Annotated in this window: 25 protein-coding genes and 1 tRNA gene; 16 read left to right on the top strand and 10 right to left on the bottom strand. The window is 67.8% G+C overall.

Going from position 1 to position 24,890, the window contains the following annotated elements; genetic code table 11:
• Nucleotides 1-77 precede the first annotated feature (77 nt).
• From H0I76_RS04635 to H0I76_RS04585, 11 genes are all read left to right on the top strand, one after another.
• On the top strand, nucleotides 78-419 hold the full coding sequence (locus tag H0I76_RS04635) for a hypothetical protein (protein WP_200607574.1): 342 nt from the start codon (nucleotides 78-80) through the stop codon (nucleotides 417-419).
• A 707-nt stretch (nucleotides 420-1,126) separates the two neighbouring features.
• Nucleotides 1,127-1,267: a hypothetical protein gene (locus H0I76_RS04630; RefSeq protein WP_200607572.1), complete on the top strand. Its 141-nt coding sequence runs from the start codon at nucleotides 1,127-1,129 to the stop codon at nucleotides 1,265-1,267.
• 299 nt (nucleotides 1,268-1,566) lie between these two features.
• Complete coding sequence (locus tag H0I76_RS04625; RefSeq protein ID WP_234455073.1) at nucleotides 1,567-2,436, top strand: LysR family transcriptional regulator; 870 nt, start codon at nucleotides 1,567-1,569, stop codon at nucleotides 2,434-2,436.
• A 104-nt stretch (nucleotides 2,437-2,540) separates the two neighbouring features.
• The gene (wrbA, locus tag H0I76_RS04620) at nucleotides 2,541-3,164 is read left to right on the top strand and encodes an NAD(P)H:quinone oxidoreductase (protein WP_200607568.1); all 624 of its coding nucleotides are present in this window, start codon (nucleotides 2,541-2,543) and stop codon (nucleotides 3,162-3,164) included.
• Nucleotides 3,164-3,811: a DsbA family oxidoreductase gene (locus H0I76_RS04615; RefSeq protein ID WP_200607566.1), complete on the top strand. Its 648-nt coding sequence runs from the start codon at nucleotides 3,164-3,166 to the stop codon at nucleotides 3,809-3,811. Before wrbA ends, H0I76_RS04615 begins: the two co-directional genes overlap by 1 nt.
• Nucleotides 3,812-3,900: 89 nt before the next feature.
• On the top strand, nucleotides 3,901-4,803 hold the full coding sequence (locus H0I76_RS04610) for an EamA family transporter (protein WP_407704247.1): 903 nt from the start codon (nucleotides 3,901-3,903) through the stop codon (nucleotides 4,801-4,803).
• A gap of 279 nt (nucleotides 4,804-5,082) precedes the next feature.
• Nucleotides 5,083-5,748, top strand: a complete 666-nt coding sequence (locus H0I76_RS04605; RefSeq protein WP_200607562.1) for a Crp/Fnr family transcriptional regulator — start codon at nucleotides 5,083-5,085, stop codon at nucleotides 5,746-5,748.
• Between the two features lie 75 nt (nucleotides 5,749-5,823).
• Nucleotides 5,824-6,018, top strand: coding sequence for a YgaP family membrane protein (locus H0I76_RS04600; RefSeq protein WP_200607560.1), 195 nt, complete (start codon nucleotides 5,824-5,826; stop codon nucleotides 6,016-6,018).
• A 40-nt stretch (nucleotides 6,019-6,058) separates the two neighbouring features.
• A complete protein-coding gene (locus H0I76_RS04595; RefSeq protein ID WP_200607558.1) occupies nucleotides 6,059-6,652 on the top strand; it encodes a rhodanese-like domain-containing protein in 594 nt (197 codons plus the stop codon).
• A gap of 178 nt (nucleotides 6,653-6,830) precedes the next feature.
• Nucleotides 6,831-7,169 (top strand): RidA family protein, encoded by a 339-nt coding sequence (locus H0I76_RS04590; RefSeq protein ID WP_200607556.1) that lies wholly within the window; start codon nucleotides 6,831-6,833, stop codon nucleotides 7,167-7,169.
• A gap of 109 nt (nucleotides 7,170-7,278) precedes the next feature.
• Nucleotides 7,279-8,535 carry a D-amino acid dehydrogenase gene (locus tag H0I76_RS04585; protein WP_200607553.1) on the top strand — a complete coding sequence of 419 codons (1,257 nt, stop codon included), beginning with the start codon at nucleotides 7,279-7,281 and terminating at the stop codon, nucleotides 8,533-8,535.
• Between the two features lie 24 nt (nucleotides 8,536-8,559).
• Here the strand turns inward: H0I76_RS04585 and H0I76_RS04580 are convergent, their stop codons facing one another.
• Entirely contained in the window at nucleotides 8,560-9,483 is a 924-nt protein-coding gene (locus H0I76_RS04580) for a hypothetical protein (RefSeq protein WP_200607551.1), read from the bottom strand.
• A gap of 301 nt (nucleotides 9,484-9,784) precedes the next feature.
• Between H0I76_RS04580 and ftsH the strand changes: the two genes are divergently transcribed.
• Complete coding sequence (ftsH, locus tag H0I76_RS04575; protein ID WP_200607549.1) at nucleotides 9,785-11,662, top strand: ATP-dependent zinc metalloprotease FtsH; 1,878 nt, start codon at nucleotides 9,785-9,787, stop codon at nucleotides 11,660-11,662.
• Between the two features lie 22 nt (nucleotides 11,663-11,684).
• On the opposite strand, the gene H0I76_RS04570 is transcribed toward ftsH, so the two are convergent.
• From H0I76_RS04570 to H0I76_RS04540, 7 genes are all read right to left on the bottom strand, one after another.
• On the bottom strand, nucleotides 11,685-12,581 hold the full coding sequence (locus H0I76_RS04570; protein WP_200607547.1) for a hypothetical protein: 897 nt from the start codon (nucleotides 12,579-12,581) through the stop codon (nucleotides 11,685-11,687).
• A complete protein-coding gene (locus H0I76_RS04565; protein ID WP_200607544.1) occupies nucleotides 12,565-15,090 on the bottom strand; it encodes a Lon protease family protein in 2,526 nt (841 codons plus the stop codon). Before H0I76_RS04565 ends, H0I76_RS04570 begins: the two co-directional genes overlap by 17 nt.
• A 34-nt stretch (nucleotides 15,091-15,124) precedes the next feature.
• On the bottom strand, nucleotides 15,125-15,571 hold the full coding sequence (locus H0I76_RS04560; protein WP_200607541.1) for a baeRF12 domain-containing protein: 447 nt from the start codon (nucleotides 15,569-15,571) through the stop codon (nucleotides 15,125-15,127).
• 138 nt (nucleotides 15,572-15,709) lie between these two features.
• Nucleotides 15,710-16,177: an Hsp20/alpha crystallin family protein gene (locus H0I76_RS04555; RefSeq protein ID WP_200607539.1), complete on the bottom strand. Its 468-nt coding sequence runs from the start codon at nucleotides 16,175-16,177 to the stop codon at nucleotides 15,710-15,712.
• A 105-nt stretch (nucleotides 16,178-16,282) separates the two neighbouring features.
• Nucleotides 16,283-17,107: a metal ABC transporter permease gene (locus H0I76_RS04550; RefSeq protein WP_200607537.1), complete on the bottom strand. Its 825-nt coding sequence runs from the start codon at nucleotides 17,105-17,107 to the stop codon at nucleotides 16,283-16,285.
• The gene (locus H0I76_RS04545) at nucleotides 17,104-18,003 is read right to left on the bottom strand and encodes an ATP-binding cassette domain-containing protein (RefSeq protein ID WP_200607535.1); all 900 of its coding nucleotides are present in this window, start codon (nucleotides 18,001-18,003) and stop codon (nucleotides 17,104-17,106) included. Before H0I76_RS04545 ends, H0I76_RS04550 begins: the two co-directional genes overlap by 4 nt.
• Nucleotides 18,000-18,512: a Fur family transcriptional regulator gene (locus H0I76_RS04540; protein WP_200607533.1), complete on the bottom strand. Its 513-nt coding sequence runs from the start codon at nucleotides 18,510-18,512 to the stop codon at nucleotides 18,000-18,002. Before H0I76_RS04540 ends, H0I76_RS04545 begins: the two co-directional genes overlap by 4 nt.
• A 122-nt stretch (nucleotides 18,513-18,634) precedes the next feature.
• On the opposite strand from H0I76_RS04540, the gene H0I76_RS04535 reads away from it, so the two are divergent.
• Nucleotides 18,635-19,777: a zinc ABC transporter substrate-binding protein gene (locus H0I76_RS04535; RefSeq protein ID WP_234455072.1), complete on the top strand. Its 1,143-nt coding sequence runs from the start codon at nucleotides 18,635-18,637 to the stop codon at nucleotides 19,775-19,777.
• Nucleotides 19,778-19,860: 83 nt separating this feature from the next.
• Here H0I76_RS04535 and H0I76_RS04530 read toward each other — a convergent pair whose 3' ends face one another.
• Nucleotides 19,861-21,162, bottom strand: coding sequence for an ATPase (locus H0I76_RS04530; RefSeq protein WP_200607531.1), 1,302 nt, complete (start codon nucleotides 21,160-21,162; stop codon nucleotides 19,861-19,863).
• A 321-nt stretch (nucleotides 21,163-21,483) separates the two neighbouring features.
• Nucleotides 21,484-21,568: transfer RNA gene (locus tag H0I76_RS04525), tRNA-Leu, on the bottom strand.
• A 236-nt stretch (nucleotides 21,569-21,804) separates the two neighbouring features.
• On the opposite strand from H0I76_RS04525, the gene lipB reads away from it, so the two are divergent.
• The 3 genes from lipB to ctaD all read left to right on the top strand — a co-directional run bounded on the left by lipB (nucleotide 21,805) and on the right by ctaD (nucleotide 24,885).
• A complete protein-coding gene (gene lipB, locus H0I76_RS04520; protein ID WP_200607529.1) occupies nucleotides 21,805-22,473 on the top strand; it encodes a lipoyl(octanoyl) transferase LipB in 669 nt (222 codons plus the stop codon).
• A 129-nt stretch (nucleotides 22,474-22,602) separates the two neighbouring features.
• Entirely contained in the window at nucleotides 22,603-22,977 is a 375-nt protein-coding gene (locus H0I76_RS04515) for a c-type cytochrome (protein ID WP_200607527.1), read from the top strand.
• 270 nt (nucleotides 22,978-23,247) lie between these two features.
• Nucleotides 23,248-24,885: a cytochrome c oxidase subunit I gene (ctaD, locus tag H0I76_RS04510; protein ID WP_200607525.1), complete on the top strand. Its 1,638-nt coding sequence runs from the start codon at nucleotides 23,248-23,250 to the stop codon at nucleotides 24,883-24,885.
• The last annotated feature ends 5 nt before the right edge of the window (nucleotides 24,886-24,890 follow it).

The following is a 24,890-nucleotide window of genomic DNA, read 5'->3' as shown; positions in this document are numbered from 1 at the left end:
CGCGAGGAACGGGGGCTCTCATGAACTTGGATCATGGTCCTGCGACCGAGGCCCCCAGGCCTCACAGGGAGGCTGCGTTGTCGGCAGACGAAGAGAGCGCCATCAAGCGGCTTCGGGCATCTCGGACCAGGTATCGCCAGAACCTCGAGATCGATGCCAGGAAGTCGGGCGTGGCGTGGTTGATGGCCTATGCCACTTACGAGCAGGTGATGTTCCTGCTTTCGATGCGCTCGGGCGATCACGGCGGCGATGTCATGCAGCTCGACAATGCGGCGTCGCTGTTCGGCGAGATCGACCGCCAGATCCCTCGAGTATCGGAAATCGCCAGCTGGTCGCGGGACGAGGTTTGGCTCGAGACGTTCATCAATGGCGCACTCGATCGCTGGAAGGAGATTTCAGCGAAGATCGAGAGCGACTGAGGCTCGGCGGGCGCAATTCCGAAGCGAAGGTCATGCCCGGGTCGTCGCGCGTCACCCAACGGCCGACGGCGCGGCCCGACGGTTAACCGGGATTTAACCACTCTGTGGGACGGTTAACGCGCGGCTACCCTCATACCGAGAGGGCAGCCGCAGTACGCCAAGCGAGCAGAACGCGCCACCTGCAAGCTAGCAACTTGGTGGCGCATTAATTCCATCGGCTGCGAATGTCGAATGATTGGCCGCCATGAGGCGCCTTTGTGGCTCGTGGCGTCATGCACCGACCGATGTTAAACCGGGCGCCCGTCCGGCCTTCTCGCTCTGTTGCCAATACCTTACATGACCACCGAGCATCGGGGCATCTCTCGCATCGCGCCCGACATCTCTCCCTTCGCCACCGAAAACGCGCGTCTGCATTCGTGCGGGAGCAGCGCCCGAATTGAACTTGAGCGCAGGGGAAGGCCCCCAAGCTTCATCGCGTGCCGGCGTGCGGGCAAGGCGCTCCCCACCTCCCGGTTTCCAGACCGACGCGGACAGTCTGGCGGCGAGGGTTAAGAGAGGTCTGACCATCCCCTCTCCAGTTGAGGGGCCTCGATCGAGGCCGCGAGCGAGACTTAATTTCGCCACAATATCGCCATGTTTGTTGCATTTTGCCATATTTCCGCCATGATCTCAGATGCGAGGGCGCTCCGCCGAGAGGAGATCGAATGATGACTCGATGGTTCGCGCGCGGCCTGCGGGTCCTGTTCTGGTCATGGTTCGTGGGCGGGGTGGCGCTTGGCATGGCGGCGCATGCAAATCCCAGCCTGAAGGGGTTCCTCTTCGAGGTAGCCCATCACGCGATGCGCTAGCGGCCTTGCCGGTCTTTGGGCCGGATCCGCGGGTGACTACAACGACGCCACTGTGTGTTCAGAAGCGCTAACTCGGTGTTGCCGACGCGAACGATTGGCCGTTCCGGGCGAAGCTTCCGCCGGAAATCGCCGTCGCGGAACCGGTGGCGCGCATGCTGAACAAGCGACACGGAATTCCCGATCAGAGAAGACCTTTCCCAGCCATCCGCGCATCATGCTAAGGATCGGTCCGCCGGATAGCGCAATCCCGCCCCGAACAGCGCAAAAGACAGGCTCCCGACGTGGATAAGCTCTCGGTCATGAAAGCCTTCTGCCGCATCGTCGAGCGCGGAAGTTTCGCGCGCGCCGCCGAGGATCTTGGCGTCTCGCCGGCCTTGCTCAGCCGCGAGATCAAGCTGCTTGAGGAAAGTCTCGGCTCGTCACTGCTCACCCGCACCACGCGCAGCATGTCGCTCACCGACCAGGGGCGTCTCTACTACGACGAGGCGCAAGGCATTCTCGATGCGGTTGGCCGGGTCGAGGACCGCATTCGCGAGGGCGCGGGTGCGCTGCGCGGGCATCTGAAGGTGAACGCGTCGAGTTCGTTCGGGCAAACGGTGATCGCGCCGCTGCTGCCCGGGTTCCTCCGCCGGTACCCCGATCTCAGGCTGACGCTGGCCCTCGACGATCGGGTCGTCGACATGGTCGAGGGCGGCTTCGACGTCTCGATCCGCATCCGCTCGTCGATGCCGGACTCGACGCTGATAGCCAGGAAGATCGGAGCCGTGAGGCAGCGGATCTTCGCCTCGCCCGACTACCTCGAGGACGCCGGCACCCCGGCGCAGCCGCAGGACATCACGCGCCACAAGATCGTGGGCTACTTGTTTGCCGACCACCTTGCCGAGTGGGAACTCGATGGCCCGGGCGGCATCACGCGCATCGGTGTCGACCCGCATGTCAGGGTCGGCAGCAGCCTCGTCCTGCGCGACCTGCTGATCGCCGGGCAAGGGATCGGCACGATGCCCGATTTCATCGCGAATGCGGCCCAGCGGGACGGCGCGCTGGTGCGGGTTCTGCCCGAGCACGAGCTTCCGCCGCGCGAGATCTGGGCCGTGACAGCCGCGCGTCTCGGCATGGACGCGCGGGTGTCAGCATTCCTCGACCACCTTCAGGCGGCGCTGCGCGACTGAGATTATTCAACCTGGTTGAAGAATGATGTGAAAGCGGGCGGGTTATTCCGGCCCGCCCCGGTCCCGATCCTCACGGCAGCGAAACCCAAGCCGATGAGGACACCATGACCCGCATTCTCGTTCTGTACTATTCCAGCTACGGCCACGTGCGCGAGCTGGCGCGGGCGGAAGCCGAGGGCGCACGCAGCGTCGCGGGCACCGTCGTCGACATCCGCCGCGTTCCCGAGACGGTTCCCGAAGCCGTGCGCAGCAAGGCCGGTTACATCGAGGACGACACACCCGTCGCTGCGCCGGCGGACCTGACTCGCTACGACGGCATCATCTTCGGCACGCCGACGCGCTTTGGCATGATGGCGGCGCAGCTCAAGCAGTTCCTCGACCAGGCCGGCGGATTGTGGGCCGAGAATGCCCTCGTTGGGAAGGTCGCGGCGGTCTTCGCCTCGACCGGCTCGCAGCATGGCGGGCACGAGGCGACGCTCCTGTCGACGCATATCCCGCTGATGCATTTCGGCATGCTGATCGCCGGGCTGCCCTACAGCTTCGGCGGCCAGACTTCGGTCAGCGGGATCGTTGGTGGCGCGCCCTATGGCGCGGGCACCATTGCGGGATCCGATGGGGCGTTGCGACCCACCGGGATCGACCTCGCCGGCGCCCGCCACCAGGGCGCGCATGTGGCACGCATCGCCGCGCGGCTTGCGGGCGCGGACCTCGAGCGGGAGGTCGCGTGATGCACCGCCCGCTCACCATCGACTTCTTCCATGACGTGGTCTGCTGCTGGTGTTTCAACATCTCGTCGCGGATGCGGACGCTGGCGGCCGAGCTTGATCTCGACATCCGCCACCGGACCTTCGTGCTGCAGGCCAGTCGCGAGGAGATGGCTTCGCGCTGGGGAACGCCTGCGCAAGCGCGCGAGACCATCCTGGAACACTGGGCGGTCTGCCGGCTGGCGAGCGACCGTCCGGAACTGATCGACATCGCCGGGATGCGCCGCGCCGATTTCGACTATCCGCATGGATGGGCTGCCGCAATCGCCTGCAAGGCCGCGGAACGCATCGGCGGGCAGGCCGCCCACTGGGACATGTTCGATCGCATCCAGCTCGCGCATCTCTCGCAGGCGCGCAACGTCGCCGATCCGGGCGTCCTGCACGAACTGGCCGCCGAGGCCGGGCTCGATACCGGGGTCTTTGACAGGCTGGCGCGCGACCCCTCGGTCGGCGCGGCCGTCGAGGCCGATCGCCGGCAGGCAAGGCGCCTTCAGGTGCAGTCGATCCCGGCCCTCATCGTGCGCGAGACCGGAACGCGGCTGGTGAACGGCCCGATCGAGGATCTGCGCGTGCAGCTTCGGGCCGCCGCGCGGCTGGCACCTCAGCACTGACGAGGCGCGACACCGGCCACAGGTTCAGGGCGGCCGCGTCGCGCACCCACACCCGATTTCACTTGTGAAAAGCAAGCAGGAGCATGGCCATGGCGCGTCCAGCCGACATCTTCCTCACCGCGATGGCGCCCGCCATCTGGGGCAGCACATACATCGTAACGACCGAGGCGCTTCCCTCGGGTTATCCGATCACGCTCGCGGTTCTTCGGGCATTGCCGACGGGACTGCTTCTCCTTGCCTTTACCCGGTGCCTGCCGCCTCGTGACTGGCTTGGCCGCGTCTTCCTGCTCGGCGCGTTCAACTTCGCGATTTTCTGGGTGCTCCTGTTCGTCGCGGCATACCGGCTTCCCGGCGGTGTCGCGGCGACGCTCGGCGCGGTGCAAGCGCTGTTGGTGATCGGGCTCTCGAACCTGTTGCTCGGCACGCCGGTGCGGGTGCTCGCCGTTCTCGCCGCGTCCTGCGGAATCCTAGGAATCGCTGCCCTGGTGCTTGGGCCCGAGGCAAGGCTCGACCCGATCGGCATTGTCGCGGGTCTGGGCGGCGCGGCGTCGATGGCGGCCGGGACCGTCCTCAGCCGCAAGTGGCAGCCGCCCGTGCCGGCGCTGAGCTTCACTGCCTGGCAGCTCAGCGCCGGTGGACTGATCCTTCTGCCTGTCGCGCTGGTCCTCGAGCCACCGCTTCCGGCGCTGAGCACGGCCAATCTCGCGGGTCTGGTCTGGCTCGGACTGGTCGGTGCGGCGGTCACCTATTGGCTCTGGTTCCGGGGCGTCGCGCGGATCGAGCCGGGTGCCGTGTCGATGCTCGGGATGATGAGCCCGGTGACCGCGGTCATCCTAGGATGGCTCTGGCTTGGCCAGTCGCTGACGTCGCTGCAGATCTGCGGGGCAGTGGTCGTCCTCGCCTCGGTATGGGTGGGGCAGCTCGCGAACCGGCCCCGCGCCGATGTTCCGAAGGGCCCCGAGTTCTCCGGCGCTTCGAGGGCGACGGGCTAGACGTCGAGAAGCCGGTGCCGGGCCGCTCTCTTCGACGAGCCCGCCAGCAGCGTGTCCCAAGTGCGGAAGACCTCCAGCGCGTCCTTCCCCAACGCCGGCACGGTGATGGATACGGAAGGTGACAGGACCGGCCATGGGCCGCTTGCGCAGGGTGGATTGTCGCGATGCGGCTTCGCGGCTTGTGTCTCTCACCCCGCTTTACGCATTCCGCGCCTTGTCACCTGCGCTGGCCACGCGCACTCTCAAGGCCACCCGGGGCGACATGGCGAAATCGGTAGCATGAGCGAGACCATCGAACAGGCGCTGGAACGCGCGGCGCCGGGACTGTCCGACCGGCTGCGAAAAGCAATCGCGGCGCGCGCGAGCCGGGTTCGCGTCCATGATGGCCATCGGCTGTTCGGGCCGGGTGATCGCTCCGAGAACTTCCTGATCGCGCTCTCGGGCGCGGTGCGGGTCGAGCACATGGGGCCAAGCGGCCGCTCGGTCGTGCTCTACCGGGTCGCGCCGGGCGAAAGCTGCGTGATGACGACGTCGTGCCTGCTCTCGGGCGCCGCCTACGAAGCCTATGGCTATGCCGAGGGCGAGGTCGAGGCCATCGCCGTGCCCGCCGTTGCCTTCAGGGAGCTGGTCGAGCAGGAAGCGGCGTTTCGCGACCTGGCGCTGAGTGTCTTTTCGCAAAGGATCATCGAGCTCGTGGACGTGATCGACGAGTTGCTGCTCCACCGCGTCGATCTGCGCCTCGCCTCCTGGCTCGCGGATCGTGCGCCGGCCGGCGGCGTGATTGCCGCGACCCATCAGTCGATCGCCTCCGAACTTGGCACCGCGCGCGAGGTGGTCTCGCGCATCCTGAAGGAATTCGAGCGGCGCGGCTGGCTCAAGCTGACCCGCGGCGAGATCCGTGTCGCGGACCCGGGATCCCTGCAGGTCTTCTCCGCCACGCGCTGAGCGTGACGACGTCACTGACGGCACGGCGCCGATGCGCCAAGCTGTCTGGCGAATCGTTGGTACAGGAGACCCGCCATGAAGTTCGACACGAATATCGGCACCACCGACCGCATCCTGCGCATCGTCCTCGGCCTCTTGCTGATCGGCATGGCGATCGGGGGCCAGATCGGTCCGTGGGGCTGGATCGGGATCGTGCCCGTTCTCACGGCCTTCATCCGCTACTGTCCCGCTTATGCGATCCTCGGGATCCGGACCTGCAAGGAATGCTGAAACCGTTTCCGTTCCTTCAAGGACACAGAGGAAGACCACCATGTGGAAGCATGTGATCGCGGCCGGCGCCTGCGTCATCGCGCTGGCGTCTCCGGCGGGCGCCGCCGACATCCGCTCGAGCGTCGATGCCGCGACCCTGGACAAGAAAAAGTCGACGCCGCTCGGCCTCTACCTGACGCCACAGGATGCCCATGCGGCGCTGCAGGCGGATCCCGCGATCGTCTTCGTCGATGTGCGCGACCCGATCGAGGTCGCGTTTGTCGGTCATCCCGAGGGGATCGACGCAAACGTCCCGGTCAAGATCGCGACACACCGCTTCGACGGCAAGAAGGGCGACTACGTAATGGAGCCGAACGCCGGTTTCGTCGCCCAGGTCGAGGCCGTCCTGGCGCGCGAGGGGCGTGGTAAGACGGACCCGGTCTTCGTGATGTGCCGCTCGGGCGGCCGCTCGGCCGCCGCCGCGAGGCAGCTGATCGAGGCCGGGTTCACCAATGTCTGGAACCTGGTCGAGGGCTTCGAGGGCGACAGCGACAAGGCAAGCGGCCAGCGCACGCTCAACGGTTGGCGCAACGCGGGGCTGCCCTGGTCCTACAAGCTCGACGAAAGGCTTGCCTGGCAGCCAACGGCCAACTGAGCGGTTGCCGGGCTCGGACCGGCGGCGCGCCGGTGCGCGCCGCCCTTTCAGCGGTTCTACCATCCCGCCCGATAGGGGCTTGCCTTCATCGCCGCGGCGCGTTCAAGTGAGCGCGCTGCGGCGTATTGCGCCGACACCGGGCGCCGCCCGGTTCCATCCCTGCGCGAAGGAGTCCCCGATGATCGAACGCCTGCATGTCGGCCCGCGGATGAGCCAGATCGTCAAGCATGGCGGGGTCGTCTATCTCGCCGGCCAGGTCGGCGAGGGCGACAGCGTCGAGGCGCAGACACGCGACTGCCTCGCGCAGATCGACAAGCTCCTGACCGAGGCGGGCAGCAGCCGCGAGCGTATTCTGCAGGCGGTGATCTGGCTTGCCGACATGGCCGATTTCGCCGAGATGAACGCGGTATGGGACGCTTGGGTGCCCCAGGGGCACACCCCCGCCCGTGCCTGCGGCGAGGCGAAGCTGGCGGCGCCGAAATATCGCGTCGAGATCATCATCACCGCCGCAGCCTGAGCATCGCTTGAGCGCCGGTGGACCGTGCGGGCTGCACGCACCGCCGGCCCGAGAGCATCCGGCCGGTGATACCCTGGTGACGCCCACTTAGTGGGCCGGAGGGAAGAAGATGAAGGTCATCGTACTCGGGGCAGGGGTCATCGGCGTGACCACCGCCTGGTATCTGGCACGCGGCGGCGCCGAGGTTCTCGTTCTCGACCGTCAGCCGGGCCCCGGCATGGAGACGAGCTTCGCCAATGCGGGCGAGCTCAGCTACGGCATGACCTCGCCCTGGGCCGCGCCCGGCATTCCCATGAAGGCCGTGAAGTGGCTGTTCATGCGCCACCGCCCGCTGTTCATCTGGCCGTTACTCAGCGTCAGCATGTGGGCCTGGGGTGCGCGGATGCTGATGAACTGCAACGAGGCATCCTACCGGCTGAACAAGAGCCGGATGGTTCGGATCTCGAACTACAGTCGCGATGTCCTGCCGGATCTTCTGTCCGAGGTGCCGCTCGAGTTCGACATGCGTGAACAGGGCACGCTTCAGCTCTTCCGGACCGAGAAGCAGGTGAAGTCCTCGAAGGCCGACCAGGAAGTGCTGGCCGAGTTCGGCTCGCCCTACGAGGTGCTCGACCGCGACGGCTGCATCGCCGCCGAGCCGGGGCTCGCGCATGTCGCCGACAAGTTTGTCGGGGGCCTGCGCCTGACGGCCGACCGCACCGGCGACTGCCGGATGTTCACGCTCGCGCTTGCCGAGAAGGCCGCCACGCTCGGCGTGACCTTCCGCTATGGCGTCACGATCAAGGAACTGGCGGTCGAGCGCGACAACATCGCCGGTGTGATCACCGACCAGGGACGCGAGACGGCGGATGCCTATGTCTGCTGCCTGGGGCCCTACGCGCCGATCCTGCTCCGGACCGTCGGCATCCGCCTGCCGATCTACCCGATCAAGGGGTACTCGATCACGCTGCCAGTGACGGATGCGGCCGCCGCGCCCCAGTCCACCATCATGGACGAGACCCACAAGGTGGCGATCACCCGGCTGGGCGACCGGATCCGGGTTGCCGGGCAGGCCGAGATCATCGGGTACAACAGAAAGCTCGGCAGCCACGCGACCGACACGGTCCGTCATGTCGTCTCGGACCTGTTCCCGAAAGGCGGCGACGTGTCGAAGGCCGAGGGCTGGACCGGGCTGAGGCCGATGACCCCCGACGGCACGCCCGTGATCGGACCGACGCGCTACCCGAACCTGTTCCTGAACACCGGGCACGGAACCCTCGGCTGGACGATGTCGGCGGGTTCGGGCCGCGCCGTTGCGGACGCGGTGCTGGGACGAACGCCCGAGATCGACTTCGACGGGCTTACCGCGCAACGCTACGGGCAGTAAGGCGGCGGACGCCGGGACGGCGCGCTACTGCCTGCCGCGTTGCCAGCGTCCGTTCGCCTGCATGACCTGCTCCTGCGGCGTTCCATTTCGCGCCGCCGCGCTCGAGCGATCGCGCCCCGTGTCACGGCGTTGTTGCTGCGAGGGATCGCTCTGACGGTTGCGCTGCGCGTTTGCGGTGCGCTCCTGCTGCGTCTCCCGGGCGCGCTCGCGCTGCGTCTCGCCCCGGCTGCGTGATCCGCGGCCGTTGTCGGCTTGCCGTTCGCGTTCCGCGCCCTTTCGCGCTTCTCGCTGGCGTTCACGCTGGGACTTGCGTTCGGCCTGGTCCTGCCTGCGCGCCTCGCGCTCCTGCTCGCGCTCGGCGCGTTCGCGCCTTTGCCGTTGGCGTTCGGCTTCCCGCTGGCGCTCCCGCTCGTATCTCTCGTTGCGCTCGGTATCGCGTTGGTTCCGGCGCTCTCGCTCGCGTTCGCTGCGCTCCCGCTCGGTGCGCCGGTCGCGTTCCCGATCGCTCCGCTCCCGTTCTGCCCGCCGCTCGCGCTCCCGCTCCAGCCGGGCCCGCTCTTCGCGGTCGCGTTCGCGATCGACGCTGCGGCGGCCATCATTGCGCCCGTCTCCGTCGCGATGATAGCGCCGCCGATGCTCCACGTTGTTCTGGTAGGGGTAGCGGTCCCGGATATAGATCACGTTCCGGCTGCGAGGCCGCAGATAGACATGCGCGGGCAGCGTGCGCACGCGCACCCAACGACGATCATACCAGTAGTAATACCCCGTATGGACGTGGTAATAAACGTTCACGTCGGGATAATAATAATACTCGTAATACGGATCGCCGTAGTATCCGCCTCCGCCATAGTAGTAGTCATCGTCATAAGCCGGGGCGCAGGCCATGAGGGCCGATCCGGGCGCCAGGACAGTGCCGGCCAGAAGCCGGAGAAGGCTGCGTCGATGCATCCTGCCCTCCCTACATCTGTTATCGCGGCGCGTTTCGAGCCGCATGATCTGGTATAACGCAAGACATACGCGCTCCCGTCGCGCCCGGCGTTGATGGATCGCAACTTCCGCCCTGTGCGAGCCGGGGCCGCGGTTTCGCAACGCGCGCATTCGCCGCCCCGTGACGACCCGCGGTTCGACCGACCCGCCGGTGCAAGAACGGCAACGCGCCCGCGTGTTGACGCGTGTCAATGCGCGCGAGGAGGCCCGCGCCTTACGATAGGGTCTCCAGGTGGCCGAGAGCGCCCGTTGGGAGGACGCGATGGCACGCAAGCAGCAGGATGACGGTCAGAACGGCGAGGCGCCGATGCCGCCCCTGTGGCTTTACGCGCTGATGTTCCTCGTCGCGATCGCCTTGATGCGGTCGGTGGTCGGTGACGGCGCGGGGACCGCGACCGAAACCATCGCCTACTCGACCCTCAAGGAGCGGATCGCCGACGGAGTGATCTCCGAGGTCGAGATCGACGGCACCGAGATCACGGCGACACCCTCGATCGGCACCGGCACGGGCGAGAGTGTCCCGAAGCTCAAGGCCTATGCGCCCGAGATTGGCGATCCGGAGCTCTTCCCTTTGCTCGAGGAGAAGCGCGTCGGCATCTGGAACGCCCCGCCGCGCGAGGGCGGCGCACTGGTGTGGTTCCTTCCCTGGCTCCTGATCATCGGCATCTATTTCCTGATGATGCGCCGGATGGGCGGGCTCCCCGGCGCGGGCGGCGACATTCTCGGCTCGAAGGTCTGGCGGGTGAGCGGCGAGCGCCCGGACGTCACCTTTACCGATGTCGCCGGGCAGGACGAGGCGAAGAGGGAGGTCTCGGAACTCGTGGACTTCCTGCGCGAGCCCGAGCGTTTCGCCCGGCTCGGCGCCCGTCCGCCAAGCGGTGTGCTGCTGATGGGGCCTCCGGGAACCGGCAAGACCCTGCTGGCCCGCGCGCTGGCAGGCGAGGCGGGGGTTCCGTTCTTCTCGACCTCGGGCTCGGCTTTCATCGAGCTCTATGTCGGCATCGGCGCCTCGCGGGTGCGGCGGATGTTCGAAGCGGCGCGAAAGGCCGCGCCCGCGATCGTGTTCATCGACGAACTCGACAGCATCGGGCGCGTGCGCGGCACGGGGCTGGGCGGGGGGCACGATGAGCGCGAGCAGACGCTCAACCAGATCCTTGCCGAGCTCGACGGCTTCACCGGGCGCGAGGCCGTGGTCGTGCTGGCCGCCACCAACCGCCCCGATGTGCTCGATCCCGCGCTTCTGCGTCCCGGCCGTTTCGACCGCCACGTGACGCTGGCGCTGCCCGACCGGAACGCGCGGCGAGCGATTCTCGAGGTGCACTCGAAGAAGGTGCCGTTGGCGGCGGAAGTAAGGCTTGACGAGATCGCGGGCGCGACGCCGGGCTTCTCGGGCGCGGACCTGCGCAACCTGATCAACGAGGCCGCGATCGCCGCCGCGCGCGACGGCGCCAGCGAAGTCACCCGCCACCATCTCGACGAGGCCCGCGACAGGGTGATCATGGGCACGGTCCGCACCCTCGCGATGCAGCCCGAGGAACGCCACCGCATTGCCGTTCACGAGTCCGGCCACGCAGCGGCCGCCTTCTACCTGCCGGACGCTGACCCCCTGCTCAAGGTCACGATCATCCCGCGCGGGCGGAGTCTCGGTGGCACGCACATGCTGCCGGAGGAGGAGCGCCATACCCTTCCCGAGTCGTATCTGCGCGCGCAGCTGGCCATCATGCTGGCCGGGCGGGCCGCCGAGCAGCTTTTTCTCGGTTCGGTCAGTTCCGGCGCCGAGGACGATATCCGCCGCGCAACCGCGATGGCCCGCTCGATGGTCGCGCGCTGGGGCATGGGCGAGGGGATCGGGCCGGTCGACCTCAGCCAGTCCGAGGAGCACCCCTTCCTCGGCCGCGAGATCGCGCAGCCCCGCACTTTCGCCGATCGCACCGCGGCCCGGGTCGACGAGGCCGTCTCCGCGCTCATCACCGAGGCGGGAGATCGCGCGACGAAGGCGCTCGCGGACAATCGCGACGCCGTTTCGCGCCTGATCGCTCGGCTCGAAGAGGAAGAGGTGCTCGAGCGTGCCCAGATCGAGGCCTGCCTGAATTCGGGGCCGGGGCGCACGCTCGGCGTTATTGAAGGCCGCCGCGACTGACGGGTGCGGCGTGCGGGTTCCGCTAGGGCGCCGGAATCCCCGCCATCCGGCGCGCGGCGTCCCCCGACAGCAGCAGGACGGGCGCACGGATGCGGCGCAGCGCGCGTTCGAGCGCTCCGCCGCCCTCGAAGGGGGCGCCGGACAGATCCGCAACGACCATGCTCGGCGCAAGGCACGCGATCGCATCCGCGATCTCGTCCGCCCGGTCGACCGGCCAGCCATGCAGCGAGAACGGGCCATCCGTGAGGGTGCGCGCGCGCACCGCGAGCGCCTCGTGCCCCCCGGGCGCTGCGAGCGCAAGCAGCGCGAGGCGGCGATGACCGGCACGCGCGATCCGTGCCGCGAGACGCACCGTGCCCGAACCCGCAAGGTCGCCGTCATCGATCGCAACGATCGGACCTCTCCTGTGGGAGATGCCGGCGGGGACCAGGAGAACAGCACCCGCATTCGCGGCAGCGGCCTTCACCAGTGCCTCGGACGTCGTGGGCCAAAGGCCTGCGCCTGCGCCGAGGACGACCAGGTCCCCCGGGGCCGCACGGCCGGCAATGACAGCCTCCATCCGGCCCGCGACGGTCTCGAACGGGGCCGGCCGAGCCGGGAGCAGGGCGTGTAGCGCGTTTCGGCATGCGGCCTCCGCCCGTGCCCAGGCACGTTCGACGGCCTCTGGCGATACGGTTTCGGCCTCGCCGCGCCCCGGCGCGAGGATGGTGGCGAAGGGCAGGGCCACGAGATCGGCGAGCGCCTGCTCGCGGACATAGACCCCGGCCACCTCGGCATCGGTCGCGCGCGCGGCGAGGCAGGCGGTCTCGATCAGAACGGCGCTCCCTTCCGTGCCCGTCAGCGCGACCAGCACGCGGCTGAAAAGTGCGCCGGCAAGCCGGTTCTCGCCCTCGGACGACGGATCAGCGCTCGTCGTCATCAATGTCACCGGGTGCGTGTTCGTCCGGGCCGTCCTTCGCGGCGAAGGCGCGGCGCGCCTGGGCGAAGGCGTCGAGGCGCGCCTCGACCAGCCCGTTGACCGAGCCCTTCGGAAAGCGCCCGTCGGCGCCGCGCGTTCCCGCCTCGCGCCCCGTGAGCAGCATGATGCCCTGGTCGATGTGGGCGACGGGGTAGACATGGAACTGTCCCGCCGTCGCCGCCTCGACGACGCGCGGCCGCAGGACGAGGTGCTTTACATTCGACGCCGGGATCAGCACCCCCTGCGTGCCCGTCAAGCCGCGCGCCGAACAGATGTCGAAGAACCCTTCGATCTTCTCGTTCACACCGCCGATCGCCTGAACCTGGCCCAACTGGTTGACCGAGCCGGTGACTGCAAGGTCCTGGCGCAAGGGCAGCCCCGACAGGGCCGACAACAAGGCATAGAGCTCGGCCGACGAGGCGCTGTCCCCGTCGACCCCGCCATAGGACTGCTCGAAGACCAACGAGGCCCAGAGCGACATCGGCGCCTCGGTGGCGTAGGTCGCGGCAAGGTAGGACGAAAGGATGAGCACGCCCTTCGAGTGGATCGGCCCGCCAAGCTTCGTCTCGCGCTCGATATCGATCACGCGCCCGGTGCCCATGCGAACGCGCGCAGTAATTCGCGCGGGTGCGCCGAAGGCCGAGGCATGACTGGCCGCGACCACGGTCAGGCCGTTGATCTGGCCCACGCGGCTCCCCTCGGTATCGATCATCACGGTGCCGCGGCCGATTTCCTCGTGCCAGCGCTGGCGTAGCCCCTCGGCGCGGAACTGGCGCTCGTCGATGGCGCGCGAGATGTCCTCGGCGGTGATCTTGTCGCGCCCGGCATCGCCGGCCCAGTGATCGGCCTCGGCGAGCAGGTCGGCCAGCATCCGCAGTCGCAGCGAGAGGCGCTCGGCGTCGCCGGTCATGCGGGTCGCCTCGCCGATCGCCGCGGCAATCCCGCTTGCGTCGAGTTCGCGCAGCCCTTCACGCGCCCCGATCGCGCCGATCAGCCTTGCGTAGGACGGCAGCGCCCGCTCGTCGCGCGGCATGCGGTCTTCGAAGTCGGCCTCGACCTTGAAGAGCTCGCCGAATTCCGGGTCGAGCGCCGAGAGCAGGTGATAGACCAGCGGCTCGCCGATCATCAGCACCTTGACGTCGAGCGGGATCGGCTCGGGCTCGAGCGAGACGGTGCTCAGGAGGCTCAGTTCCTCGGCCGCCGAGGCGATGGTGATGCGGCGCGAGCGCAGGGCGCGCTTGAGCGCGTCCCACGACAGCGGCTCGCGCAACAGGCGCATGGCATCGAGCACCAGGAAGCCGCCATTCGCGCGGTGCAGGGCGCCCGCGCGGATCATCGTGAAGTCGGTCTCCAGCGCGCCCATGCGCGCGGTGTGATCCACCCGTCCGATCAGCCGCGCGAGGGTGGGATGATCTTCGTAGACCACCGGCGCGCCCGCGGGCTCGGCACCCGCGCCATTCGTGATCACGACATTGACCAGGTACCGCCGGAAACGCGGATCCTCCGACACCGGCATCGAGGCCTCGGGAAACGGGCTGTCCTCGCCATCACTGATGTCGATTACGAAAAGCTCGACATTGTCGATGAGATCGCCGCGCATCGCCTCGAGCCGCTCGACGGCGGTGGCGACGTCCTCGAACTCGGCCCGCACCCCCTTGATCGCGGCATCGACCACCGTCTGTGCCATCTCGGCATTGAGCGCGCGGATCTCGTTGCGGCGTTTCTCCTCCTCGACCGGCATCTGCCGCATCAGGGCGGCAAGCTCGGTCTGCAACTCGCCGATCCTGTCCTGGATGCGCTGGCGCTCCTCGAGCGGCAATTCCTGGAACTCGTCGGGCTTCACCACCTCGCCATCGCGCAGGGGCGCGAAGGCAAAGCCCATCGGCGTGCGCAGGATCCCGATCCCTTCGGCGCGGGCACGCTTCTCGATCGCCTCGAAACCCTCGTTCTGCCGTTCCTGGAACGTGTCCTCGATCCGGCGTCGGCGTTCGCGATAGGCGTCGGTCTTGAACAGCGCGGGGATCGCGGTGCGAAGCTGATCAACGAGGCTGGCCACCGCGTCGCGAAAGGGTGCCGCGCGTCCCGGCGGCAGGCTCATCGCGCGTGGCTTCCAGTCGGTCGCGAAGTTGTGGACATAGATCCAGTCGTCCGGCGCCTGGCGCGCGCGGGCCGCCTGAGTCGCCGCGCGCATCGCCAGGCTGCGCCGCCCCGATCCCTCCGGGCCATGAACGAAGGCGTTGAAGCCCGGATGCCGGATGCGCGTGGCGAAGGTCAGCGCTCGGGTCGCGCGATCCTGCCCCGGGACGCCCTCGTCGCCCGCCCGGGCGGAACGCATGGCGTCGACAAGCGCAGGCGTGATCGCGGTCGGGTCGAGGCCGGGGCACAGCGCCTCGGGGGGCAGGGGAGCGGTGTCCTCCCCCTCCCGCGAAGCGTCCCGCCCGGCGTCGCCTTGCCCGCCCGGCTCGCTCATTGCGGCCGAGGCGCCTGGTGGCCGCGCGATGGCATCACTCGGCCCGGTTCAGCATGGTCGTGATGTCGGGCAGCGTGTGCCGCGTGTAATCGCCCTCGATCTCGTGCAGGATCGCCGATCTCGCGCGGTCGTCGAAACGGCTGCGCAGCACTCCCAGCGTGCGTGCATCGGCGACGATCACCAGTTTCTTGAAGTCACCGCCCTTCACTGCCCGGTTGACATGCTCGGCGAGGCTCGTGGCGAAGACCTCCTTGGCCAGGCGCTTCCAGTCGGTTTCCTCGACCGTCTCGCGGGCGGAACTGGCCGGGCGCGGGAACCGCCCCGGCCGGTCCGATCCCAGCTCGGCGCTGTGCGACGGGTTCGGCTCGCTGCGCGTCTCCTCGACGCGCAGATCGATCCGGAAGCCCTCACCGTGGTTGCGGAGCACGAGATACTTCTCGCCGTCGGCGACGATCACGCCGGCTTTGTTCGGAAGGCGCATGTGGTTTCTCCCCTGGTCTGTTGTCTTCGGCCCGAGCACCGGGTTCTTCGGCGATCGGGCATCACGCGGTCCGTTCCGCGGCTGCGGCCCGCCGGGTCATCGCGCCTCGGCCGCGGAACCGGCGCATGGCGCGCGGATCTACTGGCCCGGCTTGACCTCGATCTTCCTGGTGTCCGATCTCGACGCGGCGGGCTTGGGCACGCTCAGCGTCAGCACGCCATTTCGGAAGGTCGCCTTGACCTTGTCGGCCTCGGGCTCGAAGGGCAGGGTCAGGTTGCGCGCGAACCGGCCATAGCTGCGCTCCATCAGGTGGTAGTCGCCATCCTCGCGCCTGGTCTCGGACTTCTTCTCGCCGGTGATGCGAACGTCGCGGCCCGTGATCGCGACGTCGATGTCCTTCTCCTCCATGCCGGGAAGCTCGGCCGTGATCTCGACGCGGCCGTCGGTCTCCTTCATGTCGACGCGCGGGCTCAGCCCCGCCGCGCCCTGGCGGAACGGCCAGCCGCGCGAGAAGTCGTCGAACACGCGCTCGATCTCGCGCTGAAGCGAGGTGAAGGGGCTCGTGGCCGGCGCGGGTGCGTTCTGGTTCTTGGGATCGGTCTCCATACGGCGGGTCCTCCTCGTGGCGGAGTCGCGAGAAATTCGTCCGCCGCCCCGATGGGACGGCGGTTCAAATCTCGCACGAATGCACGTGGGCGGCTTTGATGCCGGTCAAGTTCCGCGACTGCGCGCCGTGCGCGCCTCGGTCAGCCGCGGTCCCGCCGCCGCGGCCACGAGGAACGCGGCCACCGCCGCGACGACGATGCTTGGTCCTGCGGGCGTGTCGAGCCGATAGGACGCGGCGATGCCCGCGACCGCGGCGCCCGCCCCGATCCCCGCCGCCAGCAGCGCCATGCTTTCGGGGGTGCGCGCGAATCCGCGCGCGGCGGCCGCGGGGACGATCAGCATCGCGGTGATCAGCAGCGCGCCGACGACCTTGATCGCGACCGCGACCAGCAGGGCGAGGGCGATCGTCAGCACGATCCGCTCGCGCGCCGGGTTGATGCCCTCGGCCGAGGCGAGATCGGGGCTGAGCGTCGCGCTCATCAGCCCCCGCCAGCGTGCCGCAAGCAGGCCCGCCACCAGGATCGCGCCGCCCCAGATCACGGCGAGGTCGCCGCGCGTGACTGCAAGGATGTCACCGAACAGGTAGCCCATCAGGTCGACGCGCACGCCTTCGAGGAAGGACACCGCGACAAGGCCCAGCGCGAGGGCCGCATGGGCGACAACGCCAAGCAGCGTATCGGCGGCAAATGCGCCGTCCGGCCGGGCCGACAACGCCATCGCAACCGCAAGTGCTGCGACCAGAACGCCCAGGAGGACCGGCGTTCCCGCGGCCAGCGCCAGGGCCACCCCCAGCAGTGCCGCATGCGCTGTCGCGTCCCCGAAATACGCCATCCGTCGCCAGACGACGAAACAGCCAAGGGGACCGGCGGCGCAGGCCACGCCGATACCGGCCAGAGCGGCGCGAAACAGGAAGTCATCGAGCAGGATCATCGGCCGGTCTCTTCCGTTTCATGCGCTGCGCCCGGTGCAGCCTCGTGGTCGTGGTGGTGCCCATGATCGTGCCCGCAACAGCCTTGCGGCTCCGGCTGCCCGGCGCCCGGCTCCGCCGCCTTGTCGTGGCGGTGGTCGTGGACATGGCGATAGAGCGCAAGCGTGCCCTCGGTGCCCATCCCGAACAGCGCGCGGTATTCCGGCCGCGCCGAGACGACGGTCGGCGTGCCCTCGCAGCAGACATGGCCGTTGAGGCAGATGACGCGATCGGACGCGCTCATCACGACGTGCAGGTCGTGGCTGGCCATCAGCACCGCGCAGCCCAGTTCGGCCCGCACGTCCTCGATCAGGCGGTAGAAGGCCGCGACCCCGGGCTGGTCGAGGCCTTGCGTCGCCTCGTCCAGGACCAGCAGGTCGGGGCGGCGCAGCAGCGCCCGTGCGAGCACCGCGCGCTGGAACTGCCCACCCGAAAGGGTCGCCATTTGCTGCCCGCCCAGCGCCGGGATGCCCACGCGATCGAGCGCCGCGCGCCGCGACGCCGTGTCGGTCGCCCCGCCGAGGGCAAGGAAGCGATCCACCGTGACCGGCATCGTGCGGTCGATCGCGAGTTTCTGCGGGACATAGCCGATGGCCAGCCCCGGCTTGCGCAGGATGTGCCCGCCGTCGGGGCAAACGGCGCCGATCACCGCCCGCAGCAGCGTGGTCTTGCCCGAGCCGTTCGGTCCGACCAGCGTGACAATCTCGCCCGGATGGATCTTCAGGTCGACGTCCCACAGCGCGCGCCGCTCGCCATGCTTGACGCTCAGTCCGCGCGTCTCGACAAGGGGCTCTCCGCCCTGTGCCGTCGCTTGCGTGACGGCGGGCGCCGCCCGCGCTGCATGATGGGGCAGGTTCATGCCGTCTCTCCCACGCGGCAGCTTGGGCACAGGCCTTCCGCCTCGACCACGGTGCGCCCGATGTCGAAGCCGATCCGCGCCGCCTCGCGCTCGAGGTCGCGTGCAATCGGGGCCGAGGGCAGCTCCGCCACTGCGCGGCAGTCGCGGCAGATCATGAAGACCGGGTCGTGGCGCTCGCAGGGGGCCGTGCAGGCGACATAGGCATTCAGCTTCTCGATGCGATGCGCGAAGCCATGCGCCACGAGGAAGTCGAGCGCGCGATAGGCGATCGGCGGCTGCGGCACCGCGCCTTCGTCGGTCAGCCGGCGCAGCACGTCGTAGGCGCCCAGCGCGACATGGCTCTCCAGCAGGATTTCGAGCACCCGCTCGCGCACCGGCGTCAGCCGAAGCCCCGCGGTCTTGCAGTGCGCCTGCGCGTCTTCGATCGCCGCGCGTCGGCATCGCGCGTGGTCATGCGGCGCGAATGCAACCGAGCCGGCGCTGCCCCGGGGTCCGTCCGCTTCGTCCATCGGTGTCGCCCGCCTGTTACAAGATAACTTTTCGATTGTTATATCATCACATCTCTAATAGAGCTTCGCTGCGATCGGGACAAGAGGCCGCCGAGGCCGGGATTTGAGAACGGGATCGAACCATGTTGAGCACTTCCGAACAGTATCGTGGCTCGCGTCATGGGCGCGTGCGTGGCTTTGCATCCGCCACGATGGTGACGGCGCTGTTGGGCGCCATTGCGCTCTCGTCCGGGGCGGCGGGGCAGTCCGCGTCTCCGGCGCCGCGTGTCGCCACCGATATCGCGCCTGTCCACTCGCTGGTGGCGCGGGTCATGCAGGGCGTGGGAACGCCAGATCTCGTCGTCCCGCCGGGGGCCTCGCCGCATGATTACGCCCTGCGCCCCTCGCAGGCGCGCATGTTGGACGATGCCGCTCTGATTGTCTGGATGGGTCCCGAACTGGCGCCCTGGTTCGGCGAGGCGATCAAGTCGATTGCCCCGAACGCCGCGGTCGTGACCCTGCCGGGGCTGCCCGGAACGACCCGGCTCGCACCGCGCTCGGGCGGGAACTTCGAGCGGCACGATCATGACCACGGCCACGGGCACGAGGGTGAGCATGGTCGCGATGCCGATCACGCCGACGAGAACGGGCATGCGCATGACAGCGATCACGATCACGCCGATGAGCATGATCACGCGAGCCACACCGAAGCCGATCACGCCGATGAGCATGATCACGATGCCGGCCACGCTGACGCCGTGAAACATGCCGATCCGCATTTCTGGCTGGATCCGCTCAATGCGCGGATGTGGCTGGCCGCGATCGCCGCGACACTCGCCGAACTCGACCCCGCGAACGCCGAGGCCTACCGCGCGAATGCGGCCACGGGCCAGGCCGAGATCGACGCTCTCGTCGAGCGCGTGTCGCAGCGGCTCGAGCCCCTGCGCGGCCGCCCCTACATCGTGTTTCACGACGCCTACCAGTACTTCGAGCGCCGCTTCGATTTCCCCGCTGCGGGCGCGATCGCGCTCAGCGATGCCGTCAGGCCCAGCGCCGCGCGCGTGGCCGAGATCCGCGCCGTGCTCGACGACCTCGGCGCGGCTTGCGTCTTCTCGGAGCCCCAGTTCGAGCCGAAGGTCGTCGCCACGGTGGTCGAGGGCACCGGGGCAGGGCGCGGCACGCTGGATCCGGTTGGCGCCGATCTCGAGCCGGGCCCCGGTCTCTACCCCGCGCTTATCGAGAGCATGACCGCGAGCTTCGAGGCCTGCCTCGAGCCGCGCGGCTGAGTGGCGCCTGCCCGACGCAAAAAGCAAACGGTGCGCCCCGGAAGGGCGCACCGCGTCATTTCAACATCGCGATGAACGGGCGGTCAGTGCGCCGTCTGCGTTACCATATGTGCCCAGGCGCGCTTCAGGAATTCGGGCTTCAGCTGCGGCTCGACGCCCTCATAGGCGCAGATCGCAAGGCTCTGCTCGACCAGGAAGCGTGGATGGAAGGCGTGGAACGCGGCGTTCGCGGTCTTGCCGTAAAGCTCGAACAGCACGTAGGCCAGCGTGTCCTCGTCCAGCGTCATGCCGTTGCGCTGCGCGGTGCGGGCGAAGATGCGGATGAACTGGTTGCGATCGGGCGGCATGATCGGGATCTTGAAGCGGATGCGCCGAAGGCCGGCCGTGTCGAGCAGCTCTTCCGGGGCGATGTTGGTCGAGAAGATCACCAGCGTGTCGAACGGCACCTCGAACTTGCGCCCGGTGCTGAGCGACAGGTAGTCGACCCGGTTTTCAAGCGGCACGATCAGCCGGTTGACGAACTCCTGCGGCTTGTGCCGCTGGCGCCCGAAGTCATCGACCACGAACACGCCGCCACACGCCTTGAGCTGGTAGGGCGCCTCGTAGATCCGCGCTGACGAGCTATAGGAAAGGTCCAGCTTCTCCAGCGTCAGCTCGCCACCCGTGATGACCGCAGGTCGGCGGCACAGCACATAGCGCTGGTCGTGTCCAGAGTGGCTGCGGCGCAGCACGCCGTCGCCATGCGGCGCGTCGTCGATCGCGATATGCACCGTCGGGTCGTAGAGGGTGATGATCTGGTTGTCGACTTCCAGCGCATGCGGAATGTACACGCCCTGGTGGTAGGCATGGCAGAAGTGCTCGGCGATCGTCGACTTGCCGTTGCCGGGCGGGCCGAAGAGCATGATCGACTGGCCCGAATTTGCCGCCGGGCCGAGTTGCTGCATGACGCCTTCGGACAGGGTCAGATCCGCGAAGGCGTTCTCCAGCATCTCGCGCGTCAGCGTCTCGCCCTTGATCGACTGGTTCTTCACCTGGTCGACGAACTGGTGCAACGGCACCGGGGCCGGCCCGATCCACTGGTTCTTGTCGAACGCCTCGCTGGCGCGCGCGCGCCCGCGCTCGGTAATCGCGTAGCGCATCTCGGCGTTGAGATTCGCGCCAAGCTGCCCGACCGCGTAGAAAAGCTTCATCTCCAGCGCCATCTCGAGCAGCTGGTCCAGGATCCAGCGCGGCAGCTTCATCGCCTGCGCCATCTCGGATGGGCGGTCGAGTCCCATGGCGTCGACCGTCTTGGTCAGCAGATCAATCAGGAAAACGTCGTCGAGCCCGGTAGCTTCAATCGAAGACGGCGGCTTCGGTCCAGCGGAAACAATGTCGCCGGTCATGTTGCTGCTATTCGTTGACACATTCATCAGAAGAACACCCCATAATCCCCGCCATTTTAGGGTGCACGAATTGCCCCCTTTCGGCAAGGAATAGCGTTCCAGAGCGCCATCTGTTGCATTCCCGGACAGGTTTTATGTGGTGGGCGGGCGAACGCGTGACCTTCGCGCACCAGGTGCGGCGGTCGCGCCCGCCGGGTCGAATCGCACCGCGGCCCCGCTCATGCGGGCCGTGCGCCGGCTGTCGGTTCGGGGGGCATAACGAAGCACGCCCCCGCGGTTTCCGCGGAGGCGTTGCCATCGGGTCCGAAGACCTCAGGATTCTGGTGCGGTCGAGAAGACTCGAACTTCCACGGGTTGCCCCACAGCGACCTCAACGCTGCGCGTCTACCAATTCCGCCACGACCGCTCAGGTATTGGTGGCGCGGGAGATAGCGAAGATTTCGCGGCTTGTGAAGCCCTCATCCGATTAAATTTGAGGCGACGTGCCCCCGGGCGCGCGCCCAGGGGCAAAGCGTGCACATCCTGCCTGTCCGGCCTTTCTCGCCCGTCTCGGGCCGGCGCAAAGCTTGCCGGCAGCGGACGTGCGCCGTAATGCTCGACCCGTGCCGGACGGATGGGCCGGGAACGACGCGAGCGAGCAGCATGGTCGAGTGGCGCAGAAGCGACGGGCTGGTCCCGTATCCCGAGGCGGCGGCCTTCATGGAGGCGCGCGCCGACGCGATCGGGGCGGGGCGCGCGGACGAGTGCATCTGGCTGCTCGAACATCCCCCCCTTTATACGGCCGGGACCTCGGCGCGTCCGTCGGACCTGATCGAGCCCGATCGGTTCCCGGTCTACCAGACCCGGCGCGGCGGCGAGTACACGTATCACGGCCCCGGCCAGCGCGTGGTCTATGTCATGCTGGACCTCAACCGGCGGGGGCGTGACGTGCGGGCCTTTGTGCGCGCGCTCGAGGAATGGGTCATCATGACGCTTGCCGAGTTCCAGGTTCGCGGCGAGCGGCGCGACGGGCGCGTCGGCGTCTGGGTCGTCCGACCCGACCGCCCGCGGGGGGCGCAGGGCGAGCTGGCCGAGGACAAGATCGCCGCGATCGGCGTGCGCCTGCGGCGCTGGGTGAGCTTCCATGGCCTTGCGATCAACGTCGAGCCGGACCTCTCGCATTTCGGTGGCATCGTCCCTTGCGGCATTCGCGGTCATGGCGTGACCAGCCTCGTCGATCTCGGCCTTCCGGTGACGATGAACGACGTCGACCTCGCGCTCGAGCGATGCTTCGAGCCCGCGATGGCGACTGCGACCCTCGCGCACAGCTGAGTGAATCGTGCGTGAATCGCCCCGCGCCGGGGTTGCGTTCAGCGCCCCGCCTGCTAGCTCTTGAGGTCCGCTCCGCAGCAAAGCCCGCCGGGGCGAGTGAGTTGCATGACGCTTCAGGGAGCACGACCAATGAAAAGGATTGCGAGCATCGCCGCCGCCGTCGCAGCGCTGAGCATTGCCGGGGCCGCCCATGCCGGCGACGCGGATGCCGGCAAGAAGGTCTTCAACAAGTGCAAGGCCTGCCACAAGCTTGAAGAGGGCAAGAACGGCGTTGGCCCGACGCTCTTCGGCCTTTCGGGCCGCCCGGTCGGCTCGGTCGAGGGCTACAAGTACTCCGACGCGATGATGGCCTACGCGGATGGCGGCAAGGTGTGGGACGAGGCGGCGCTGAACGAGTTCCTCGCCAATCCCAAGGGTACCGTCCCCGGCACCAAGATGGCTTTCGCGGGGCTCAAGAAGCCCGAGGATATCGCCAACGTCATCGCCTTCATCGAAGCGAACTGAGACACCGCGCGGCGCATTCTTGCCGCGCGGCACCGCAGGACCGAAGCTTCGAGCGCGCGCGCCTGACCGGGTGCGCGCGCAGGCATTTGCGGGAGAGCCGTTTCCGTCTGGCAGGAATTTCCGGCGCCTGCGACACAAAGGCCCCCCGGATCGCGTGAACAACCGGCGCTGGATGGTTGCCGGACCGGGGCGAGCGGGCTAAACCCACGAGTCAGACGTGTTATCAGCCGGCCATAGACCGGCGGTGGGATCTGTGAACAGGAGCACAGCATGGCCGACGCGGCAGTCCATGCACATGACCACGGGCAGCCCGGGTTCTTCACCCGGTGGTTCTGCTCGACCAACCACAAGGACATCGGCATCCTCTACCTCTTCACGGCGGGCGTGATCGGGATCATCTCGGTTGCGTTCACCATGTACATGCGCCTCGAGCTCATGGAGCCGGGCGTGCAGTACATGCTGCTCGAGGACGGAACGCCGAACGGCCATCTCTGGAACGTCATGATCACCGCGCACGGCGTGCTGATGATGTTCTTCGTTGTCATCCCGGCGCTCTTCGGCGGCTTCGGCAACTACTTCATGCCGCTGCATATCGGCGCGCCGGACATGGCCTTCCCGCGGATGAACAACCTCAGCTACTGGCTGTTCGTCGCGGGTGCGTCGCTGGGCGTGCTCTCGCTGTTCGTGCCGGGCGGCAACGGCCAGCCTGGGACCGGCGTGGGATGGGTGCTCTACGCGCCGCTCTCGACGACCGAGTCGGGCATGTCGATGGACTTCGCGATCTTCGCGGTGCACCTATCGGGCGCCTCGTCGATCCTGGGCGCCATCAACATCATCACGACCTTCCTCAACATGCGCGCTCCGGGCATGACGCTGATGAAGGTGCCGCTGTTCGCCTGGTCGATCTTCATCACCGCCTTCATGATCCTGCTGGCGCTCCCGGTCCTCGCGGGTGCCATCACGATGCTGCTGACCGACCGCAACTTCGGGACGACCTTCTTCGATCCCGCGGGCGGCGGCGACCCGGTGCTCTACCAGCACATCCTGTGGTTCTTCGGGCACCCCGAGGTCTACATCATCGTCGTGCCGGCCTTCGGCATCGTCAGCCACGTGATCTCGACCTTCTCGAAGAAGCCGATCTTCGGCTACTCGGGCATGGTGTTCGCCATGGCCGGCATCGCGCTCCTGGGCTTCGTCGTCTGGGCCCACCACATGTACACGGTGGGCATGTCGAAGAACGCGCAGGCCTACTTCATGATCGCCACGATGTTCATTGCGGTGCCGACCGGCATCAAGATCTTCTCGTGGATCGCGACCATGTGGGGCGGCTCGATCGAGATGAAGGTGCCGATGCTCTGGGCCTTCGGCTTCCTCTTCCTCTTCACCGTGGGCGGCGTCACCGGCATCGTGCTCAGCCAGGCCGGCATCGACCGCGCCTACCACGACACTTACTACGTCGTGGCGCATTTCCACTACGTGATGAGCCTCGGGGCCGTGTTCGGTATCTTCATGGGCATCTACTACTGGATCGGCAAGATGTCGGGCCGGCAGTACCCCGAGCATCTGGGCAAGATCCACTTCTGGATGATGTTCATCGGTGCGAACATCACCTTCTTCCCGCAGCACTTCCTTGGCCGCCAGGGCATGCCGCGCCGCTACATCGACTATCCCGAGGCGTTTGCCTTCTGGAACTACATCTCGTCGATCGGCGCGTTCATCTCGGGTGCCTCGCTCATCCTGTTCCTCTACATCCTGTGGTACACGCTGACCAAGGGTGCGAAGGTGACCGAGCCGAACTACTGGCACGACGAGCTCGGCACGCTCGAGTGGACGCTGCCGAACCCGCCGCCGGCGCATACCTTCGAAGAGCTGCCGACCCGCGAGATGTGGGACAAGCACGCGCACTGAGACGG

This window comes from Thermohalobaculum xanthum (assembly GCF_016623495.1).
Taxonomy (GTDB): domain Bacteria; phylum Pseudomonadota; class Alphaproteobacteria; order Rhodobacterales; family Rhodobacteraceae; genus Thermohalobaculum; species Thermohalobaculum xanthum.
Note: the sequence above shows the minus strand (reverse complement) of the source record. Positions and strands in the feature narration are given on the sequence as shown.

What these genes read in the sequence shown, in the direction of transcription:
- H0I76_RS04630 (WP_200607572.1), top strand. Translation starts at nt 1,127, where the DNA reads ATGACTCGATGGTTCGCGCGCGGCCTGCGGGTCCTGTTCTGGTCATGG.
- H0I76_RS04625 (WP_234455073.1), top strand. Translation starts at nt 1,567, where the DNA reads ATGAAAGCCTTCTGCCGCATCGTCGAGCGCGGAAGTTTCGCGCGCGCC.
- wrbA (WP_200607568.1), top strand. Translation starts at nt 2,541, where the DNA reads ATGACCCGCATTCTCGTTCTGTACTATTCCAGCTACGGCCACGTGCGC.
- H0I76_RS04615 (WP_200607566.1), top strand. Translation starts at nt 3,164, where the DNA reads ATGCACCGCCCGCTCACCATCGACTTCTTCCATGACGTGGTCTGCTGC.
- H0I76_RS04610 (WP_407704247.1), top strand. Translation starts at nt 3,901, where the DNA reads ATGGCGCGTCCAGCCGACATCTTCCTCACCGCGATGGCGCCCGCCATC.
- H0I76_RS04605 (WP_200607562.1), top strand. Translation starts at nt 5,083, where the DNA reads ATGAGCGAGACCATCGAACAGGCGCTGGAACGCGCGGCGCCGGGACTG.
- H0I76_RS04600 (WP_200607560.1), top strand. Translation starts at nt 5,824, where the DNA reads ATGAAGTTCGACACGAATATCGGCACCACCGACCGCATCCTGCGCATC.
- H0I76_RS04595 (WP_200607558.1), top strand. Translation starts at nt 6,059, where the DNA reads ATGTGGAAGCATGTGATCGCGGCCGGCGCCTGCGTCATCGCGCTGGCG.
- H0I76_RS04590 (WP_200607556.1), top strand. Translation starts at nt 6,831, where the DNA reads ATGATCGAACGCCTGCATGTCGGCCCGCGGATGAGCCAGATCGTCAAG.
- H0I76_RS04585 (WP_200607553.1), top strand. Translation starts at nt 7,279, where the DNA reads ATGAAGGTCATCGTACTCGGGGCAGGGGTCATCGGCGTGACCACCGCC.
- H0I76_RS04580 (WP_200607551.1), bottom strand. Translation starts at nt 9,483, where the DNA reads ATGCATCGACGCAGCCTTCTCCGGCTTCTGGCCGGCACTGTCCTGGCG.
- ftsH (WP_200607549.1), top strand. Translation starts at nt 9,785, where the DNA reads ATGGCACGCAAGCAGCAGGATGACGGTCAGAACGGCGAGGCGCCGATG.
- H0I76_RS04570 (WP_200607547.1), bottom strand. Translation starts at nt 12,581, where the DNA reads ATGACGACGAGCGCTGATCCGTCGTCCGAGGGCGAGAACCGGCTTGCC.
- H0I76_RS04565 (WP_200607544.1), bottom strand. Translation starts at nt 15,090, where the DNA reads ATGAGCGAGCCGGGCGGGCAAGGCGACGCCGGGCGGGACGCTTCGCGG.
- H0I76_RS04560 (WP_200607541.1), bottom strand. Translation starts at nt 15,571, where the DNA reads ATGCGCCTTCCGAACAAAGCCGGCGTGATCGTCGCCGACGGCGAGAAG.
- H0I76_RS04555 (WP_200607539.1), bottom strand. Translation starts at nt 16,177, where the DNA reads ATGGAGACCGATCCCAAGAACCAGAACGCACCCGCGCCGGCCACGAGC.
- H0I76_RS04550 (WP_200607537.1), bottom strand. Translation starts at nt 17,107, where the DNA reads ATGATCCTGCTCGATGACTTCCTGTTTCGCGCCGCTCTGGCCGGTATC.
- H0I76_RS04545 (WP_200607535.1), bottom strand. Translation starts at nt 18,003, where the DNA reads ATGAACCTGCCCCATCATGCAGCGCGGGCGGCGCCCGCCGTCACGCAA.
- H0I76_RS04540 (WP_200607533.1), bottom strand. Translation starts at nt 18,512, where the DNA reads ATGGACGAAGCGGACGGACCCCGGGGCAGCGCCGGCTCGGTTGCATTC.
- H0I76_RS04535 (WP_234455072.1), top strand. Translation starts at nt 18,635, where the DNA reads ATGTTGAGCACTTCCGAACAGTATCGTGGCTCGCGTCATGGGCGCGTG.
- H0I76_RS04530 (WP_200607531.1), bottom strand. Translation starts at nt 21,162, where the DNA reads ATGACCGGCGACATTGTTTCCGCTGGACCGAAGCCGCCGTCTTCGATT.
- lipB (WP_200607529.1), top strand. Translation starts at nt 21,805, where the DNA reads ATGGTCGAGTGGCGCAGAAGCGACGGGCTGGTCCCGTATCCCGAGGCG.
- H0I76_RS04515 (WP_200607527.1), top strand. Translation starts at nt 22,603, where the DNA reads ATGAAAAGGATTGCGAGCATCGCCGCCGCCGTCGCAGCGCTGAGCATT.
- ctaD (WP_200607525.1), top strand. Translation starts at nt 23,248, where the DNA reads ATGGCCGACGCGGCAGTCCATGCACATGACCACGGGCAGCCCGGGTTC.